This window comes from Streptomyces sp. NPDC059851 (genome assembly GCF_042732005.1).
Classification (GTDB): Bacteria; Actinomycetota; Actinomycetes; order Streptomycetales; family Streptomycetaceae; genus Streptomyces.
Window position 1 is genome coordinate 16,056 of record NZ_JBHWJJ010000035.1, and the last position, 17,222, is coordinate 33,277.

The window sequence follows — 17,222 nt, forward strand, 5'->3', positions numbered from 1 at the left end:
AACCGGCCACCGGGCGGGACGGCGGGGCGCCCGGGCCGTCAGGCGGCCAGGCCGAGGAGTTCGAGGATGCCGTCCACGTAGGCCGCCGACACCGTGTCCGGGCGGGTCACCGCCTCCAGGCGCAACGAGCCCACGTTCGTACGGATGTAGGCCGCGCACTGCCCGTACAGCCCGGCCTCGTACGGGGACCCGTCGTCCTCCGTGCTCGCCAGCGCCAGCAGCGTCCACAACAGGGCCTCCCGCGTCGCCAGCCGCGGCGGGCCCGCGGACCACACGGCCATCAGCACCCCGCACACCGCCGGGGCGGGCGGCCGCAGCTGCCCCGCCTGGAAGGCGTGGCCCTCCAGCGCCCGGTAGGCCGACGGATGCCCTTCCGCCGCGTCCCACAGCTGGTCCACCAGGTGTCCGGCGCTGCGCCCGCAGCCGCACACGATCGATTCCCAGTCGTGCCGGGCGATCTCCGCCACGACCAGATCCGGCACCAGCGGGCTGCTGCGCGGCTTGTCTTCCTTCCCTCGCATGGCAGCAGTATGGGGATGCTTCCCGGGCGCCGGACAGGGGGCCCCTGCACAGTGCCGTCCCGGGCGCCCGCCGAAGCCCCACGGGAGGCGTACGGAAGGCGTCCGGGAGGCGTACGCACGGCCGGAACCGGATCAGACGGCCGGTCGTCTGAGACCCCGTGTGGATGAGAAACAGAATCGCAGCGCTGCTCCTGCTCCTGCTCGCGACCCAGCTGGGATCGCTGATCAGCCCCGCCTACGCGTGCGGCTGCGGGGCGATGGTCCCTGACCGCGAGTCCAGGATCGGCGTCTCGCGCGAGACGTCCGTCGTGCGCTGGGACGGCCGGACCGAGGAGATCGTGATGCGGTTCACGGTCGACGGGAACGCCCGGCGGGCGGCCTGGATCATGCCCGTGCCGTCGCGGGCCTCGGTGGAGCTGGGCGACGCGGCCCTGTTCAGGGAACTCGCCCACCTGACCCGGCCCGAACGCAAGGCCCGGCACTACTTCCTCCCCCGCGGAGGGGACTGGCCCTTCTCCGCCGGTGCCGGTGACGGGGCCGCGGCGGCGCCGGCGGCCGGCGGTGAGGCGTCCGTCGGCGTCGTCGGCCGCGAACAGCTCGGTGACTTCGACGTCGCGCGCCTGACCGCCACCGACCCGGACGCGCTGCGGCAGTGGCTGGAGGCCAACGGCTTCACGATGCCCGACACCCTCGCCACCGAGGTCAAGCCCTACGTGGACCAGAAGTGGGAGTACGTCGCGGTACGCCTGGCCCCCCAGAAGCAGGGCAGCGTCCTGTACGGCACCCTCGACCCCCTCCGGATCCGCTTCGACAGCGGACGGCTCGTCTACCCGATGCGGTTGTCCCGGATGGCGAAGACGCCCCAGTCGCTGGGCCTGTACGTCCTGGCCGACCACCGGATGGAGCCCGCCTCCACGATCGGCGGCTCCGCACCGAAGGTCACCTTCGCGGGCAAGGTCCCCGGGACGGACTCCCTCGCCCCCCTCACCGGAGGCCGGGAGACCTTCCTCACCGCGATCGACCAGGAGTTCCCGGAGCCGGGGCGCATCTCGGGCGACCACGAACTGCGGGCCGCCGCCTCCGACACCCCGTACCGGCGGACCGTCTACCACGACGAGCTGCTCACGGTGGGCGGGTTCCCGGCATGGATGCTGGCGGCGGGCGCGGTGCTCGCCGCGCTGGGCGCCGGAACGTTCACCTGGCTCCGGCGCCGCCCTGCCGCCGCACCCCACGGCTCCCCGGCCTCCGCCCGACCGGGGGCCAGCGCCTGACCCCGGGAGCGGGCGGGCTACCTGGGGAGGGGCGGGACGGTGTACGTGCCGCCCGGGTCGAACGGGGGCGGGGTCCAGTCCAGGACCGGCGTGTGCTTCGGAGCCGGGGGCGGGTTGGGGCCCCGGTTGGGGTTCTGCGGGATCTCCGTGGTCCCCGGGGTGCCCGGCCGGGTACTCGTCCCCGGCCGCGGGGCGGGGTTCCCCGTCGGGTCCGGCGCGTCGGCGGGCGGCGTCGCTGCCGCCGACGGGGCGGGGGACTGCGCCGGGGCCGGTGCGGTCGCCGTCGGCGAGGCCGGGGCGGACGGCGAAGCCGGGGCCGTCGCCGTGCCGGTGGGCCGGTCAGCGGCCGGGTCCCCGTCCGAACCGCCGGAGCAGCCGCCGGCCAGCAGCCCGACCACCAGTACGCCGGCCGCGGCGCGCGCCGCGGTAGCGCTGCGGGACGTCACACCCACCACACCCACCCCCAAGAGAACGGTCGTTCGATCGCTGCTATCGGATCGCGGGCCAGATCGTAGCTCAGGACACCGCGGCCCCCCGACCGGATGATCGTCACACCGCGCCCGGCGCCGACCCCATCGCCGCGAGCGCCGCCGGAGCCGCGCCGAGCGGGACCGTGGACGTGACCAGCAGGCCCGGGGGCAGCGTCCCGGCCCGGACCAGCTCCACCATCGGCGGGTACGCGTGCGCGGCCGTGCCGTGGCCGCCGAGGACCTCCAACTCCCAGCCGAGCCGCCGGCCGCGCCCGCGTCCGCCGTGTGCGCCGCCCCGAACCCCCGGGCCAGGGCCAGCGCCCCGGGCGCGTGTCCAGCTCCACGACCCGCGCGCCGGCCGCAGATCGAGCGGACCGGCACGTCCCCGGCACGAGCGGGCACGAGCTGGCGTACGTGGCGAACCGGCACTCCTGCATCGACGCCCTGTTCGGCGAGCCGGGCAAGAACAGGATCGACTTCGACCTGATCGAGTCCCGGTTCCGGCACCTGATGCGGGTGGCCGGCTCCGTCCGCGGGGGCGTCGATCGGGCGCCGGGCCGTCAGGCGGGCCGGACGGTGATCGTGCACAGGCGCTTGGTGGCCCGGGTCAGGGCCACGTACAAGTCCCTTTCCCCACCGGGGCGGGCCGTGATGATCTCCTCGGGGTGCATGACGACGACCCCGTCGAATTCCAGGCCGCGTGCTTCGGACGCCGGCACGATGCGTGCGTGGTGGGCGATGCCCCGGGCCGTCAGCTCGCTCACCCTGGTGTCCGCGCAGATCACTCCCAGAAGCTCGTCCGGGTGCGCGCTGCTCTGGGCGCGGAGTTCCCGAACGACTGCGGTGACCGACCCGTCCGGAGGCGTGGTCACGGTGCGAGGGCTCTCACCGCTGCGCAGTGACCGTGTGGGCTTCTGGTCCGGAGCGATCCGCGTGAGCAGGTCCCGGACGCTGTCCAGGATCTCCTGCGTGGTGCGGTAGCTGACGGTCAGGTTGTGCAGTTTGAACCGCGGTCCGACGTGGGGGCCCAGTGCTTCCTTCCAGTCGCGTGCTGCCGCGACCGGGCCCGCCTGGGCGAAGTCACCCACCAGTGTCATCGCCCTGGACGGGCAGCGGCGGACGACCATCCGCCACTGCATGGCGGTCAGTTCCTGCGCCTCGTCGACGACGACGTGCCCGTACGTCCGCTCTGGGGGGCCGTCGACCAGGCTCGCCGCCTCGTCCAGCAACGGCACATCGGCATCGGTCCACGGGTCGTCCGGACCGCGCAGCAGCAGGGACCGCTCCTGCACGGTCAGGCGGGGCAGGTGTTCGGCGAGAGCCCCGGCGTTCGTCAGGAGCGCCTTGACGAGGTCACCGGGTACCAGCCGCGGCCACAACTCCTCGACCGCTCGGTCGACGTCGGCGTCGTCGAGGAGATCGGCTCGGATGGCGTCCAGGTCCAGCTCGTGGACCGGATCCGAGTCGGCCGCACCTTCGGCACGGCGCTGGGCGGCTCCCGTGAACCGGTCGAGGTTGATGCCCGTCATCCTTTCGGCATCGGCGTCGATCTGCTCCAGGAGGTCGCCCATGTCCCGTCGCACCGCGTCGGTGACGGCGTCGACCAAGAGCTCCACGAACACCTGGCGCGCGGGGTTGTGCCCCGGTACGGCTGCCGCGGCGGCGTCGCGTGCCCCGGCGACTTCCTCGCCGGACAGGTGAACCAGTGCCTGTCCGACCCGCACGGTGAAGTCACCGGCGGGGGCTTGGTGGAGGCGCAGCAGGCCGGCCAGGGCGTCGGCGAGGTCGGAGCTGCCCTTGAGACGCGCCGTACCGACCGGGTCCACCGTGTCCGTGGACACTCCGGCCAGTTCCCCGCAGGTCGCCAGAACGACGTCGTTCTCTCCGAGCGAGGGAAGGACCTGCGAGATGTAGTCGAGGAACCGGGCGTTCGGGCCCACCACCAGGACACCCTCCTGTGCGGCGCGCGGGAACGCGTACAGGACATAGGCCGCCCGGTGCAGGGCGACCACCGTCTTGCCGGTGCCGGGCCCGCCCTGCACCACGGTCACCCCGCGGTGGGCGGAGCGGACGATCTCGTCCTGCTCGGCCTGCAGCGTCGCTACGGCCGCGTGCATCTTGCCCGTACGCCGTGCCGACAGAGCCTCGGTCAACGGGCCGTCCCCCACGACGTCCTCGTCGGTCGGGGCGGTCCCGTCCAGCAGTTCGTCGCTCACCGAGATGACCGTGCGCTCCTGGAGGCGCAGGTGCCGGCGCCGCCGCAGGTCCATCGGGTGGACCGGTGTCGCCTCGTAGAAGGGCCGCGCCGCGTTCGCCCGCCAGTCCACGAGCAGGGGCAGGTCATCCTCCTCCGTATGCAGTCCGATCCGACCGATGCGCAGGGCCGTGCCATCCGTCCAGTCGATGCGCCCGAATACCAGCCCCTTTTCGGCGCCCTCCAGCCGGCCGATTTCCTTGGCCAAACGCTCGGCGGCGATTTCTCTCTCGTATGCCTCACCGGCGCTGTCCGCCGGGGCCTTCAGCACACTCGCTCGGTGTAACCGCGCCTCGGAAAGCCGCTCGGTGAGCAACTCATATAAGGAGGACACGTAATCCTGCTCCGCTTCAACCGCACGCACAGCGGGATCATTCGTTTTCGACAACAGGGGGCTCCTTCGATTCGAGCCACACCATACGGTCAAAGTTCCCTAAAGGTAAGTCTTGACTTACTTGGTGAAGCCATGTCCTTACGGCTGAATCCATGACGGCTAACCGTATGGCGTTCACGCATTCCACGGTTCCGCATATCGCCAATTGCGCGGCCGGTGCCGGGGGTTCACGGCGGCTCGAATCCCATCAGATCGGATGGTGATTGCTGACAGGGTTTGGTGACATACAGGGTCCGGTCCTCCGCACAGTAGGGGCCCTCGGTGGCGAACCGGTCTACGAGCGGGTCTCGACCGACCAGCAGGCGACCGGACGTCAGAACCTCGTCCCGGACGAGGCCGGGACCGAGGACCCGGTCGTCTTCGAGGAGGACGCGGGCACCTCCAGCCGCCTCCACCCGCTCCGACGAACTGGAGCCCGCCGAGCGGGCCGCGCTCGACCAGGGCATGACCGTCACGGCGCGGCCAGGGCCACACACTCCGCGTCCCCGCGGTGCCCGCGGCCCACCGCCAACTCCTCGGCCGCAAGGCCCACCGCCACCCCGCCCGGGGACGGACGCGGATCCGGCCCCTCCCGGACCTCGGCCGGCTGCCCGTACCGCTCTACCGGTTCCAGGCCGCGGGAAGTGCCGCGCCGCCCTACGGGCCGGCAGCCGGGCCGTGGGTGCGCGTACCGGTCAGGGGCCGCCCACCCCGGCCCGGGCCAGCGCGAGGACGCCCGCGCAGATCAGTGCGACGCCCAGCAGCTGGGGCAGGAGCCACCCCCCCGACCGCAGGTGCTCGTCGTACAGGACCACCCCCAGCGCGATGCTGAAGGTGGCGTCGCCCAGCGTCAGCGCGGGCTGCGAGGCGACCAGCGGGCCGCCCTGCATGGCGTGTTCGAGGAGCAGCAGCGCGCAGATGCCGCTCACCGCGAAGGCGTACGTCTGCCAGGCGGTCAGGAACGCGCCGATCCCGCCCTCCGCGAGGAGCGGCACCGCGTCCTTCATCAGGGCGGCGGTGAGCGCGTAGCAGACGGCGGTGGCCGCGCCCAGGCAGCCCGCCCGGGCCCGCCCGGCCGGACGGCGCAGCCCGGCGAGCGCCAGGGCCAGCGCGGCACCCGCGCACGCGGCGAGGGCGGGCAGCCACCGGTCGAGCGGGACGTGCGTGCGGTTCCCGGTCGGCGCGGCCGCGATCAGCGCCAGCCCGAGCCCGGCCACCACCGCGGCCACGGCCGCCCACAGCGCCCCCGGCAGCCGCCGCCGTGCCACCAGTGAGGCGATCAGCAGCGCGAACGGCAGCTCCAGCACGAACAGCGGCTGTACGAGCGCCAGTGCGCCGGTGGCGAGCGCCGCGGCCTGCCCGGCCCCCGCCGCGACCACGGCCAGGATCCCGGCGATCCACACGGGCCGCCGCAGCAGGTCGAGGACCAGCCCCGCCCGGAATCCCTGGCTCTGCGGCACCGTCAGGGCCGCCCGCCGCTGGAGCACGGTGGCCAGCGCGTTGCTGAGCGCGGCGAACAGCGCGAAGAGGACCGGTAGTACGACGCCCATCCGCCGATCCTCAGCCGGCCCGGGCCCGCCCCACCCCACCGACACGCCCCGAAGCCGCCCGATTCCGTCCCCGCACGTGGGTTACCGCCCAGCACGCGCCCCGGCCGGTTCCGGCTCGCCCGAGCCCGGCACGGCTCGGGCCGTGGCATCGCCGCCGTGCGGTAGCCCGGCCCGCGGGCCGGGCTCCGTCCCGGACGGCCGGACGCCGGTGTCCGGTGGAACCCGGCCCGGCTCGTGCCGCGGTGGGTTGCCCGCGCGGCAGGCGGTCCCGCGGGTCGCTTCCGGGCGGGGGAGCCGGCCGGCTCGACCCGCGCTGCGCGCCGCGGTCGCGGAGCCCGTGCGGCGGACCAGGTGGCGCGGGCGGTTCGGCGGGCCGCGTCGGCGGCTACGGCCGACAGCCGCTGGACTCAGCCGCGGTGGGCGGTGGCGCGGGCCAGGGCCAGGTGGGCGAGGGCCTCGGGGGCGCCGTCCTGGCCGCGGATGCCGGGGAAGGCGTTCACGTCCACGACCAGCGGCGTACCGCCCCCGGTGTCGATGACGTCCACGCCGTACACGTCCAGCGCGAAGACCTCGCCGACCCGCAGCACCAGTTCCGCCCAACCGTCCGGCAGCTCGCCGAGGGCCAGCGGCAGGGTCGGACCGCGGCCCTCCGGCGCGAGTTCGGAACGGCGCAGGGCGGCGAAGACCCGGCCGCCGACGGCCCACAGCTTGTGGTCCCAGCCGCTGTTCGGCGCGAAGTCCTGGACCACGACCGGCTCCTGCGGCCACTGCGCCGCGAGCTTCCGCAGCCGGGCCGCGTCGTCGGCCCGGGCCACCAGGTCGTGACGGCGGCTGTGCCGGCTCTTGACCACGACGGGCCCGCCCGCCAGCGGGTCGCGCGAGGCCGCCCACGCCCCGAGGGCGCCGTGGGTACGGGTCGCCGCGAACGGCAGCCCGGCCCGCACGGCCAGCTCGGCCATGGCCGTGCGGTCCTGGCAGAGAGCGGTCGCCGCCGCCGAGTTGACCACCGGCGCGCCCCGCCGCTCCAGCTCCTGCGCCAGGGCCAGGGCCCGGGGCGTCCGCGCCTTCAGCAGGTACGCGTCGGCCAGGGGCGGGGGTTCCGCCACCGCGCCGGGATCCAGCGATTCCACCCGGTGGCCGGCCGCGCACAGCAGGCCGGCCGCGGCGGCCAGCAGCGGATGGTCCGGTTCCGGCGTGATCAGGCAGATCCTCACCGTGCGGCCTCGCCCGCCCGTGCCACCCGCGCCGGAACCGGCACGGGCACCGCCGGTGTCCGCGGGCGGCACACCGGCACGACGGCGCCGGTGGCCGCGGCCGCGGCCACCGCCGCCCCGCGAGGCCGCGACGCCAGGCCGAGCACCGCGCGGGCCACCCGGGCCGCCGCGTCGGGGACCTGGCGGAAGCTCGGGAAGTCGTTCACGTCGACCACCACCGGCCCGTCCGGGCCGAGCAGCACGTCCACCCCGTACAGGTCCAACCCGTAGACGGCGCCCACCTGCGCGGCGATGCGCGCCACCTCCGCGGACAGCGGCACCTGCCGCTCGCGCACCGCCGGGTCCGGGTGCAGCGGGGAGCAGCGCTCCGTCGCGAACAGCTCTCCGCCGACCGCGTACACCTTCACGTCCGTACCCGGATTGGGCACGTACGGCTGGGCGATCAGCATTCCCTCGCCGGCGAGCGCGGGCAGCAGCGCCTCCAGCCGTTCCGGTGAGGGGACCAGGTGCACTCCGCGGCCGGAGCTGCCCTCCGCGGGCTTGACGACCAGCGGGTACTGCGCCGCGGGTATCTCCCGCAGCAGGTCCGGTCGGGCGACCGCGTACGTCTGCGGCATCGGCAGGCCCCCGGCGCGCCCGATGGCCGCGGCCAGCGCCTTGTCCCGGACGCCGCGGATCGACCGGGCCTCGTTGACGGTGGTGGCCCCGGCGGCGGCCGCGGCCTCCAGCAGGGTGAGTCCGGGTCCGCCGGACACCGTCTTGAGCACCCACGCGTCGTGCGTGCCCGCGTCCATCAGCTCGGTCATGTGCAGCAGCGAGCCGCCGGGCCGCAGTACGTCCACCCGGTGACCCCAGGCGGTCAGCTGCCGGATCACCTCGTTGGGCATGCCGTCATGGCGGTAGTGCTCCTCCACCAGGAAGCAGAGCCTCATGGACCTTCCCCACCCTGTTGTCGCCGGACGTCCGCCGATTACGTCCGGCGAGCTGTGACGTCACAGGATGTCATGGACCGCAATGTGACGATCGGTCCGGTCCGCGGTATGTGCACAGCCCTCCGGGCGCACACCCCCGCCCGCCCGACGCCCGGCACGGGGGGAGCCCGGCCCACCACCAGGGGCGGACCGGGCTCTCGGGGCGCGTCGACGGTGGGTCAGGCGGGAGCGGGTACCGGCACGGACACGAACTTCTTCCCCGCTTCGTTCTCGACCAGCACCTCGCGGACGTCCGCGGGATCCACCCACGCCGACCCGTCCAGTGCTGCCCCCTTCGCTTCACCGCCCGCCTGGCCGCCGCCGCCCACGACCCAGCTGCCGGCGGTGTTCTTCTTGCCGTCCCGCGACACGACCACCAGCCGGCACCGCTCGCCCGCCGGCACCCCGGTCACGGCAGCGTGCACCCGCACCCACTTCGCGGCGGGCGTGACCCGTACGGTCATCCGCGCCCCGGTCCCCGCATCGGTCGCCGAGGCCACCCTGGTCCCGGCGGGCGGTGGGGACGGCGCCGCCGTGACCGTCGGCCCCGGGACGGGCGGCTGTGCGACGGCTTCGCCGTCACCGCCGCCCGTCTGGGCTCCGGCCCAGAACACCGCGGCCAGCGAAGCCGCCGCGGCCAGGCCGGCCAGACCGAGCCGGCGGCGCCGGTGGGAGGCCGCCTCCCCGCGCACCTGCCGCAGCGTGCGCTGGAGCATCAGGTCGCCGCCCTGGGGCGGTCCGTCGAGGAACGCCTCCGGGGGCACCTCGCCCAGCGCCGCTTCCATCTCACGCAATGCGGCCACCTCCTCCCGGCAGCGCACGCAGCCGCTCACGTGCGCCTCGACCCGGCGGACGTCCTCCTCGTCCAGGACGCCGAGAACGTACGGGCCGAGGAGTTCCACCTCGTGCTCGTATTGCTGCCGGTTCATGCCACCACCTCCCGCAGTCCGGCGGGCTGCTGGGGCGGCCTGCCCATTCGATTGCCCTCCTTTGCACCGTTCTGTCTGAACACCTCGCGCAAGGCCTTGAGCGCGTAGTGCGAGCGTGATTTGACCGTACCGGCCGGGATGCCGAGGCTGTCGGCCGCCTCGGCCACGCTCAGCTGCCGGTAGTACAACTCCTTCAACACGTCCCGGTGTTCCGGGGACAGCTGGTCGAGCGCCCCGAGCACGGTCATGGTGTCCACGACCGAGTCGGCGTGGTCGACCTCGACCGGGGGAGCGGCCGCCTCGCCGGAGACCTCCTGCGGGCGGGCGGCCCTGGCCCGGTAGCGGTCGGTGACGATGTTGCGGGCGACCGTCAGCAGCCAGCCCCGCACCGAACCCTTCCCGTTGACCAGGGCCTCCGAATGCCGCCAGGCCCGGATGAGGGTTTCCTGGACGACGTCCTCGGCCGTCGCACGGTCCCCGGTCAACCGGGTGGCGTACGCCAGCAGGGCATGGCCGTGCTCCTCGTAGACCGACCTGATCAAGGCTTCGTCGGTCGAGCCCCGCCGCGTACGGGGCCACAGTGGTCCGGCCATCGCACCCTCTCTCCGTCTTCCTCGCCGAGTCGTGCGGTCAGAACACGCGGTGCGACGACGAGCGGTTCATGTGAGCTGCGCCACAACTAGCGGACCCTCAGATGTGGCACGTGCGGCCCTCGTTGATGCAGGCGACGACCGCGGCCATCTGCCCGTCCGTCATCACGTTCACGAACATGGCGTGGTCGGTCCGCGGACTGTGCCGCTGCTCGGGGAAGGAGTCGACGGCGAGCGGCACCCCCGGCGCCACGTCGTACGCCAGCCGGATGCGCAGCTGCGGCACCGGGAAGGTGTTCTGCGGGCACACGCCGTTCGCGGCGGGGAAGACCAGGTGCGAGCGGTGGTTCGGGCTGTCCCCCTCCAGCCCGTTCCAGCAGCTGGGGAAGGCGAGCGTACGCGTGACCCGGTCGCCCTCCGGGCAACGCGGGTAGTGGGTGGTGGACCGGTCGGGCAGGCCGGAACACCCCCACCGGGCCCGGACGTCGGCATCGCTGCCCGCGGTACGGGCCACGGCGTCGCCGGTCACCGCGTGCAGGAAACGCGGCATCGGCACGACCTTGCTCGCCGGGTTCCCGTGGAACTCCACCGACACCGAGGCCTCCGACAGGATCTCGCCCGTGTTGCCGTGTCCCGCGGCCCGCTCGTACGGGAGCCTGCCCGCCCGGTCCGTGCGGCGCAGGACCGGCCAGTAGTACGTGGACCGGTCGCCGCCGGGGCAGCTGGTCGCGGCGGCGGCGAGCGAGGCGTCGGTCGACCGCGCGTCCGTGGACAGGTTCCCCACGTACGCGTGGGTGTGGTGCGCACCGGAGTGCAGCCCCGGGGAGACCACCAGGTTGTCCTCGTTGAAGTGGCGCTCCTCGTTGCGCCCGCAATCCACCGCCACCGTGCCCGTCGAAGCGTCCGGCCCGGCCGGGGGCGGCCCGGCGGGTCCGGGCGGCACCGCCCGCAGGTCCACGGAGTCTCCCGCACCGTCCGTGGCCGCCCTCTCGGGGCCGCCCAGGCGTGACGCCACCGGCACGGCCGCGAGCAGCCCGGCGCCCAACACCAGGCAGACCAGCAGCGTGAGCAGGTGGCGCTCGTTCCTCTTCCTCATGCCGGTCACGGTTGCCGTTGCCCGCCGCAGCGTCAACCTGACATCGCATACCGGCCGTTCCTCGGCGCGGTACCCCCTTGCCCGGTCCGTGGACGGCCGAGCACAGTACCCGGATGACACCGGCTGAGCTTCTGCACGCCTTCGCCCGGGCCCGCGCCTCCCTCGACGGCGCCGAGGTGGTCTTCCACTGGACGGGGGACGTCCACTCCTGGGTCCCGGACGAGCCCTACCGGCGCCTGTTCGGCTTCGAGGGCCTCAACGTATCCCGGCTCGTGCCGGACGAGGAGACCGGCGGCTACCGACTCCTCTCCAGGGAAGCCGCGTTCTACCTGGACCCCCACACGAGGGACATTCTGGACAAGTGGGAGGGGAAGCAGGTGGTCCACGTCTGGAACGATCCGGCGAACCTCCAGCTGCGCCCCTTCCCCGTCCCGCTCACCCGGCTCGGGGACCAGGTCTGCTTCAGCCTGGAGATCCCGCTCTCCTACCCCTCGCCGCTGCCCGTCGCCGACTACCCGCTCCACTCCTCCGGTGACACCTACCGGGCCCTGGAGCTCTTCCAGTTCTTCGCCCCGGAGTCGGTGCTCACCACCGACGCCCCCGGTGTCCCGTGCACCATGTCCTGGACGCGCATGTCCCCCTGGCTGCCCTGGATGGAACAGGGGCAGCGGCCGGGCGGGCTCACCTTCCACTGTCGGGGGCGCAAACTCGGCAGCTACGCGGAAGTCCCCGAGCGGACCCGCGCCCACATCGCCGCCAGCCACCCCGAGTACGACCGCGCACCCGACGAATGGTCCGCGCCGAACGAGACCAGCTGGACCTATTTCCGCAGGCTGCACCCCGTGCACTAGGGTACGGACGGGTCGACGGGGGGCGGACAAGGGTTTTCCCCGTATCGCGTTCATCCCCCCGTTGCCTACTGTCTGCCCACCGGCGATCTTCCCCCGAAGGCCCCCGCCCCAACCCCACATGGTGCGAAGCCGTGCGGCAGGGTCGATCGCCCGCACCGCCGTTGCCCCCGCCCCGCCGATGCGGCCGGGGCAACGCGGCGAGCAGCGGTGGCCGGAGCGGAATTGACCAGCCCGCCCCGGCCCCGTAGTCGCCGAACCACCTCCCACACAGCCCGACCGGCCGCTCCGGCCTGCCCGGAAACGGCCCGCGAAAGGGAACACCGTGCACTCAACGCGACGCAGGCTGATATCCGTGGTGGCGATGTCCGTCACCATGCTGGCCGGCTCCGCCACCGCCTCCGTGGCCCTGGCCGGCGCGGAGCCCGCGCCGGCCCCGTCCGCCGCTGCTCTCCCGGCCCCCGGTGCGCCCGCCGCCCCGGCCACCGCGCCGGTGGAGAACCTGATCGTCGGCTACAAGTCCACCGCCTCCGAGGCCAGTTCCAACAAGGCCGCCGCGGACGACGCCGCCGCCAAGGGCAAGAAGGCCGGCAAGAAGGCCTCGTTCGACCGCCGCCTCGGCACCGGTGCGGCGCTCGTCAGCCTCGGCGGCGCCACCGCCCCGAAGGACGCGGCCGACCTCATGGCCCAGTTCCGCAGCGACCCGGACGTCGCCTACGTCGAGCCGGACAGCCGCGCCTACGCGATGGCCCTCCCGAACGACACCGACTACGCCAAGCAGTGGGACCTCTTCGAGCCCACCGCCGGCATGAACGTTCCTGCGGCCTGGGACAAGACCACCGGCTCCGGCGTCACCGTCGCCGTGATCGACACCGGCTACGTCGCGCACTCCGACCTCGCCGCGAACATCGTCCCCGGCTACGACTTCATCAGCAGCTCCACCGCCGCCCGCGACGGCAACGGCCGCGACAGCAACCCGGCCGACCAGGGCGACTGGAGCGCCGCCGGCGAGTGCGGCACCGGCTCCAAGGCCAGCGACTCCTCCTGGCACGGCACCCACGTCGCGGGCACCATCGCCGCGGCCACGAACAACTCCAAGGGCATCGCGGGCATCGCGTACAACGCGAAGATCCAGCCCATCCGCGTCCTCGGCAAGTGCGGCGGCGCCACCTCGGACATCGTCGACGCCATCACCTGGGCCTCCGGCGGCACCGTCGCGGGCACCCCGGCCAACGCCAACCCGGCCAAGGTCATCAACATGAGCCTCGGCGGCTCCGGTGCTTGCACCACCAGCTACCAGAACGCCATCAACGCGGCCGTCGCCCGCGGCACCACCGTCGTCGTGGCCGCCGGCAACAGCAACGCGGACGCGGCCGGCTTCTCCCCCGCCAGCTGCAACAACGTCATCACCGTGGCCGCCAGCAACCGCACCGGCGACCGCTCCTTCTACTCCAACTACGGAGCGAAGGTCGACATCGCCGCCCCGGGTGGCGAGACCCGCCGCGCCACCGACACGCCGGGCACCATCACCACCCCCGAGAACGGCATCCTCTCGACGCTGAACACGGGCGCCACCACCCCGGGCAGCGAGAACTACGAGCCCTACCAGGGCACCAGCATGGCCGCCCCGCACGTCGCGGGCCTCGCCGCGCTCATGGTCTCCGCCAAGCCCTCGCTGACCCCGGCGCAGGTCGAGACGGCCATCAAGACCAACGCCCGCCCGCTGGCCGGCACCTGCACCGGCGGCTGCGGCAGCGGCCTCGCCGACGCCACCGCCACGGTCAACGCGGTGACCTCGACGCCGACCACCCCGGCCCTCGAAAACACCATCAACTACACCATCAGCGACAACGCGACCGTCGAGAGCCCGATCACCGTCAGCGGTGTGACCGGCAACGCCCCGGCCACCCTCAAGGTGGGCGTCGACATCAAGCACTCCTACATCGGTGACCTGAAGGTCGACCTGGTCGCCCCGGACGGCTCCGTCTACACCCTGCACAACCGGGCCGGCGGCGCCACCGCCAACATCAACCAGCAGTACACCGTCAACGCCTCCTCCGAGGTCGCGAACGGCACCTGGAAGCTCCGGGTCAACGACAACGCCGCCGGCGACACCGGCTACATCGACTCCTGGAACCTCGTCTTCTGAGAGTCCGACGGTCCGGCTCCGTGAGTCCGGATGCTGAGACCCTGCGGAGCCGCCGAACCCCCCGGTCCGGCGGCTCCGCAGGGCTTTCGTTTCGGCCGACTGAATTCTGCGTCACAATCCGTGGGCACATGGCACCCGACCTCGTATTCTCGCCTCTCACAGGAAAGCCACAGGGGAGCGAAAGGCGGGTGGCGGTGGGTGGTGGCGCCGACGGGGCGGGCCGGCACGACGGTCGGACACGGTGAACTGGTCAAGGCGGTCGAACACGCCCTGACCGCGCACGGGCGCGCCCTGATCACCGGACCCGCCGGCGCGGGCAAGACCGAGCTGGCCGCCGCCGTCGCGGCCGCCGCCGAGGCCCGCCTCGAAACCGTGCTCACCCTCGCCCCCGACGCCGCCGACCGGTGGATCCCCGAGGCCTCCGCCGCCGCGCTCCTCGCCTCCGTCCCGTGCGCCGCCCTCGAACGGCTCTCCGGACCCCAGCGCACCGCCATCGCCCTGCTGCGCCGCGAGACCGACACCCCCCGCGCCGGCCGCGACCACGTCGCCCTGCGCCTCGCCGTCGTCGAGGTGCTGCGCACCCTCGCCGAGCGCAGCCCCGTCCTCCTCGTCCTCGACAACGCCCAGTGGCTCGACACCGAGAGCACCGACCTGCTCCGCTTCGCCCTGCGCCTGACCCCGCCCGGGGTCCGGGTCCTGGTCGCCGAGCGCCCCCAGGGCGGCACCCCGGTCACCGAGCCCCTGTGCGGCCCCGGCACCCCCGCGGTACGCATCCCCCCGCTCGGCGCCGACGAGGTCGCCGAACTCCTCGTCCGCCACGGCCTGCCCGCCCGCATCGCCGGCCGCGTCCACCAGGCCAGCGGCGGCAACCCCCGCCTCGCCCTCGCCCTCGGCCGCTCCCTCGCCGAAGCCGCCGGCAACCGCGACGGCAGCGCCCACCACGCCGACACCCTCCCCCTGTCCGGCCAGGCCCGCGAGGTCGCCCGCCGGCTCCTCGCCGAGGTACCCGTCGAGGCCCGCCGCACCCTGCTGCTCGCCGCCCTCGCCGCCCGCCCCACCACCGCCCTGCTGCGCCGTGCCGGCCGGCCCGACGCCGAGGCCGAGCTCGCCGAGGCCGAACGGGCCGCGCTCGTCACCGTGGGGGAGGGCGGTGCCGTCGCCTTCACCGCGGGCGCCCTGCCCATGGCCCTCGCCGCCGACGCCGGCTGGCCCGAGCGGGCCGCAGGACACGCCGCGCTGGCCGCCGCCGTCGACGACCCCGTCCAGGCCGTACGGCACCGGGCGCTGGCGGTGGACGCCCCCGACGAATGGCTCGCCGCCGAGATCACCCGGGCAGCGGCCGCCTGCCGGCGCCGCGGCCAGCGCGCCCTCGCCGCCGAACTCGGCCTGCTCGCCGCAGAGCGCACGCCCACCGACCTGCCCGGCGACGAACTGGCCCGCCTGGTCGCCGCCGCCGAGGACGCAGGCTGGGCCGGCCGCGCCGACCTCGCCCGCCGTGCCACCCGGGCGGTGCTCGCCCGGGACGCCTCCCCCTCCGACCGGGTCCGTTCCCGCCTCGCCGTCATCGACGCCGCCGGCCAGGCGCTCGGCACCCTCGACGAGACCTTCGCCCACGCCATGGACGAGGCCGAGGGTGACCCCGCCCTCCAGGCCGCCGTCCAACTCCGGATCGCCTGGAAGCACAACCTCAGCGACGGCGACCCCGTCCGTTCCCGTGACGCCGCCGCCGAGGCCGGCCGGCTCGCCGCCCTGGGCGGCGACACGACCGCCGAGGCCATGGCCCTCACCGTCCGGGCCCGCATGGGCCGCATCCTCGGCGACCCCGACGCCGAGGACATCCTCGCCGAGGCCCTCGCCCTGCCGGCCCCCGAGGTGCCGCTCGGCATGCGCAACGCACCGCAGTACCTGGCGGTCAGGCACGCCCTCTTCGACGACCGGCTCGACGACGCCCGCCGCCAGCTGCTCGTCCTGCTGCCCGCCGTCCAGCGCACCGGCTCCGCCGAGGACGTCTTCGAGGTGCTGCGCAGCCTCACCGAGACCGAGCAGCGCAGCGGCCGCTGCCGGGTCGCCTCCGCACACGCCCGCCGCGCCCTGGAACTCACCATCGAGGCGGGCCTCTCGCCCGGCCCCGCCTGGTACGTCGCCGCGATGGCCGAGGCCACGGGCGGCAGCTTCGCCCGCGCCGCCGGCTACGCCCGCCGCGGCATCCAGGCCTCGGAGGAGGAGGGCGACCAGGTGTTCCTCTCGCGCAGCCTGTACGCGCTCGGCCTGGTCGAACTGGCGACGGGGGAGGCCGCGAAGGCCGTCTCCACCCTGCGCCGGGTCGCCGGACTGGAGGCGGCCCAGCAGGTCGTCGACCCGTCCATCCTGCGGTGGCACGGGGAACTGGCCGAGGCCCTCGTCGCCGCCGATGCGCCCGACGCGGCCGCCGAGCTGATCGACGAGGTCCGGGCGGTCGCCGCCGCCCTCGGCCGCGCACCGGTGCTGGCCGCCCTCGACCGGGCCCGCGGGCTCGTCCTGTCCGCGCACGGCGACCCCGCCGCGGCGGTGGACCTCCTGAGGGACACCGCCGCCCGCTTCGACGCGCTCGGCCTGCCGGTCGAGCACGGCCGCACCCTGCTCGCCCTGGCCAGGGTGGAGCGGCGGCGCCGGCGTCGGGCCCCCGCCCGTACCGCGCTCCGTACGGCGGCCGAGGTGTTCGCGCAGGCCGGTGCGAAGCCGTGGGCGGAGCTGGCCGGGGAGGGTCGGGAGCCGGTGCCCGCCGAGGCGGGGCCGTCCGTGGCACTGGCCGCGCTGACCGGGGCGGAGGCCCGGCTGGCACTGCTGGTGGCCGAGGGGGCCAGCAACCAGGAGGCGGCCGCCAAGCTGTTCGTCAGCGTCAAGACCGTCGAGGCCCGACTGACCCGGATCTACCAGAAGCTGGAGGTCCGCTCCCGGGCCCAGTTGGCGACCGCCCTGCGGGGCCGCTGAGCGGGCTCCCGCCTGC

14 protein-coding genes and 1 pseudogene are annotated in these 17,222 nt (G+C 74.4%); 4 read left to right on the plus strand and 11 right to left on the minus strand.

From position 1 onward, the window contains the following. Positions 1 to 38 precede the first annotated feature (38 nt). Positions 39 to 521, minus strand: a complete 483-nt coding sequence (locus ACFV7Q_RS15025) for a hypothetical protein (RefSeq protein WP_360625320.1) — start codon at positions 519 to 521, stop codon at positions 39 to 41. 164 nt (positions 522 to 685) lie between these two features. Here ACFV7Q_RS15025 and ACFV7Q_RS15030 point away from each other — a divergent pair, with 164 nt between their 5' ends. Further along, positions 686 to 1,792, plus strand: coding sequence for a DUF2330 domain-containing protein (locus tag ACFV7Q_RS15030; RefSeq protein ID WP_385428442.1), 1,107 nt, complete (start codon positions 686 to 688; stop codon positions 1,790 to 1,792). A gap of 17 nt (positions 1,793 to 1,809) precedes the next feature. Here the strand turns inward: ACFV7Q_RS15030 and ACFV7Q_RS15035 are convergent, their stop codons facing one another. The 10 genes and pseudogenes from ACFV7Q_RS15035 to ACFV7Q_RS15080 form a co-directional block, all read right to left on the minus strand. After that, the gene (locus ACFV7Q_RS15035; RefSeq protein ID WP_385428444.1) at positions 1,810 to 2,244 is read right to left on the minus strand and encodes a hypothetical protein; all 435 of its coding nucleotides are present in this window, start codon (positions 2,242 to 2,244) and stop codon (positions 1,810 to 1,812) included. Between the two features lie 97 nt (positions 2,245 to 2,341). Further along, positions 2,342 to 2,527: pseudogene (locus ACFV7Q_RS15040) on the minus strand (alcohol dehydrogenase); the annotation flags it as partial. Positions 2,528 to 2,822: 295 nt separating this feature from the next. Next, positions 2,823 to 4,850, minus strand: a complete 2,028-nt coding sequence (locus ACFV7Q_RS15045) for a HelD family protein (protein WP_385428513.1) — start codon at positions 4,848 to 4,850, stop codon at positions 2,823 to 2,825. A 227-nt stretch (positions 4,851 to 5,077) separates the two neighbouring features. Then, positions 5,078 to 5,356 carry a hypothetical protein gene (locus ACFV7Q_RS15050; protein WP_385428445.1) on the minus strand — a complete coding sequence of 93 codons (279 nt, stop codon included), beginning with the start codon at positions 5,354 to 5,356 and terminating at the stop codon, positions 5,078 to 5,080. Positions 5,357 to 5,584: 228 nt separating this feature from the next. Further along, the gene (locus tag ACFV7Q_RS15055; protein ID WP_385428447.1) at positions 5,585 to 6,439 is read right to left on the minus strand and encodes a DMT family transporter; all 855 of its coding nucleotides are present in this window, start codon (positions 6,437 to 6,439) and stop codon (positions 5,585 to 5,587) included. Between the two features lie 407 nt (positions 6,440 to 6,846). Next, complete coding sequence (locus ACFV7Q_RS15060; RefSeq protein ID WP_385428449.1) at positions 6,847 to 7,653, minus strand: RimK family alpha-L-glutamate ligase; 807 nt, start codon at positions 7,651 to 7,653, stop codon at positions 6,847 to 6,849. Further along, on the minus strand, positions 7,650 to 8,585 hold the full coding sequence (locus tag ACFV7Q_RS15065; RefSeq protein WP_385428451.1) for a RimK family alpha-L-glutamate ligase: 936 nt from the start codon (positions 8,583 to 8,585) through the stop codon (positions 7,650 to 7,652). Before ACFV7Q_RS15065 ends, ACFV7Q_RS15060 begins: the two co-directional genes overlap by 4 nt. A 218-nt stretch (positions 8,586 to 8,803) precedes the next feature. Next, positions 8,804 to 9,553 (minus strand): anti-sigma factor family protein, encoded by a 750-nt coding sequence (locus tag ACFV7Q_RS15070; protein WP_385428453.1) that lies wholly within the window; start codon positions 9,551 to 9,553, stop codon positions 8,804 to 8,806. Next, the gene (locus tag ACFV7Q_RS15075) at positions 9,550 to 10,146 is read right to left on the minus strand and encodes a sigma-70 family RNA polymerase sigma factor (RefSeq protein WP_385428455.1); all 597 of its coding nucleotides are present in this window, start codon (positions 10,144 to 10,146) and stop codon (positions 9,550 to 9,552) included. Before ACFV7Q_RS15075 ends, ACFV7Q_RS15070 begins: the two co-directional genes overlap by 4 nt. Before the next feature lie 97 nt (positions 10,147 to 10,243). Next, positions 10,244 to 11,239, minus strand: coding sequence for a DUF1996 domain-containing protein (locus tag ACFV7Q_RS15080; protein ID WP_385428457.1), 996 nt, complete (start codon positions 11,237 to 11,239; stop codon positions 10,244 to 10,246). A gap of 113 nt (positions 11,240 to 11,352) precedes the next feature. On the opposite strand from ACFV7Q_RS15080, the gene ACFV7Q_RS15085 reads away from it, so the two are divergent. From ACFV7Q_RS15085 to ACFV7Q_RS15095, 3 genes are all read left to right on the plus strand, one after another. Continuing rightward, on the plus strand, positions 11,353 to 12,090 hold the full coding sequence (locus tag ACFV7Q_RS15085) for a DUF1838 family protein (RefSeq protein ID WP_385428459.1): 738 nt from the start codon (positions 11,353 to 11,355) through the stop codon (positions 12,088 to 12,090). A 361-nt stretch (positions 12,091 to 12,451) separates the two neighbouring features. Next, the gene (locus ACFV7Q_RS15090) at positions 12,452 to 14,236 is read left to right on the plus strand and encodes a S8 family serine peptidase (RefSeq protein WP_385428515.1); all 1,785 of its coding nucleotides are present in this window, start codon (positions 12,452 to 12,454) and stop codon (positions 14,234 to 14,236) included. 198 nt (positions 14,237 to 14,434) lie between these two features. Further along, positions 14,435 to 17,206 carry an AAA family ATPase gene (locus tag ACFV7Q_RS15095; protein ID WP_385428460.1) on the plus strand — a complete coding sequence of 924 codons (2,772 nt, stop codon included), beginning with the start codon at positions 14,435 to 14,437 and terminating at the stop codon, positions 17,204 to 17,206. The last annotated feature ends 16 nt before the right edge of the window (positions 17,207 to 17,222 follow it).

What these genes read in the sequence shown, in the direction of transcription:
- ACFV7Q_RS15025 (WP_360625320.1), bottom strand. Translation starts at nt 521, where the DNA reads ATGCGAGGGAAGGAAGACAAGCCGCGCAGCAGCCCGCTGGTGCCGGAT.
- ACFV7Q_RS15030 (WP_385428442.1), top strand. Translation starts at nt 686, where the DNA reads ATGAGAAACAGAATCGCAGCGCTGCTCCTGCTCCTGCTCGCGACCCAG.
- ACFV7Q_RS15050 (WP_385428445.1), bottom strand. Translation starts at nt 5,356, where the DNA reads ATGCCCTGGTCGAGCGCGGCCCGCTCGGCGGGCTCCAGTTCGTCGGAG.
- ACFV7Q_RS15055 (WP_385428447.1), bottom strand. Translation starts at nt 6,439, where the DNA reads ATGGGCGTCGTACTACCGGTCCTCTTCGCGCTGTTCGCCGCGCTCAGC.
- ACFV7Q_RS15065 (WP_385428451.1), bottom strand. Translation starts at nt 8,585, where the DNA reads ATGAGGCTCTGCTTCCTGGTGGAGGAGCACTACCGCCATGACGGCATG.
- ACFV7Q_RS15070 (WP_385428453.1), bottom strand. Translation starts at nt 9,553, where the DNA reads ATGAACCGGCAGCAATACGAGCACGAGGTGGAACTCCTCGGCCCGTAC.
- ACFV7Q_RS15075 (WP_385428455.1), bottom strand. Translation starts at nt 10,146, where the DNA reads ATGGCCGGACCACTGTGGCCCCGTACGCGGCGGGGCTCGACCGACGAA.
- ACFV7Q_RS15080 (WP_385428457.1), bottom strand. Translation starts at nt 11,239, where the DNA reads ATGAGGAAGAGGAACGAGCGCCACCTGCTCACGCTGCTGGTCTGCCTG.
- ACFV7Q_RS15085 (WP_385428459.1), top strand. Translation starts at nt 11,353, where the DNA reads ATGACACCGGCTGAGCTTCTGCACGCCTTCGCCCGGGCCCGCGCCTCC.
- ACFV7Q_RS15090 (WP_385428515.1), top strand. Translation starts at nt 12,452, where the DNA reads ATGTCCGTCACCATGCTGGCCGGCTCCGCCACCGCCTCCGTGGCCCTG.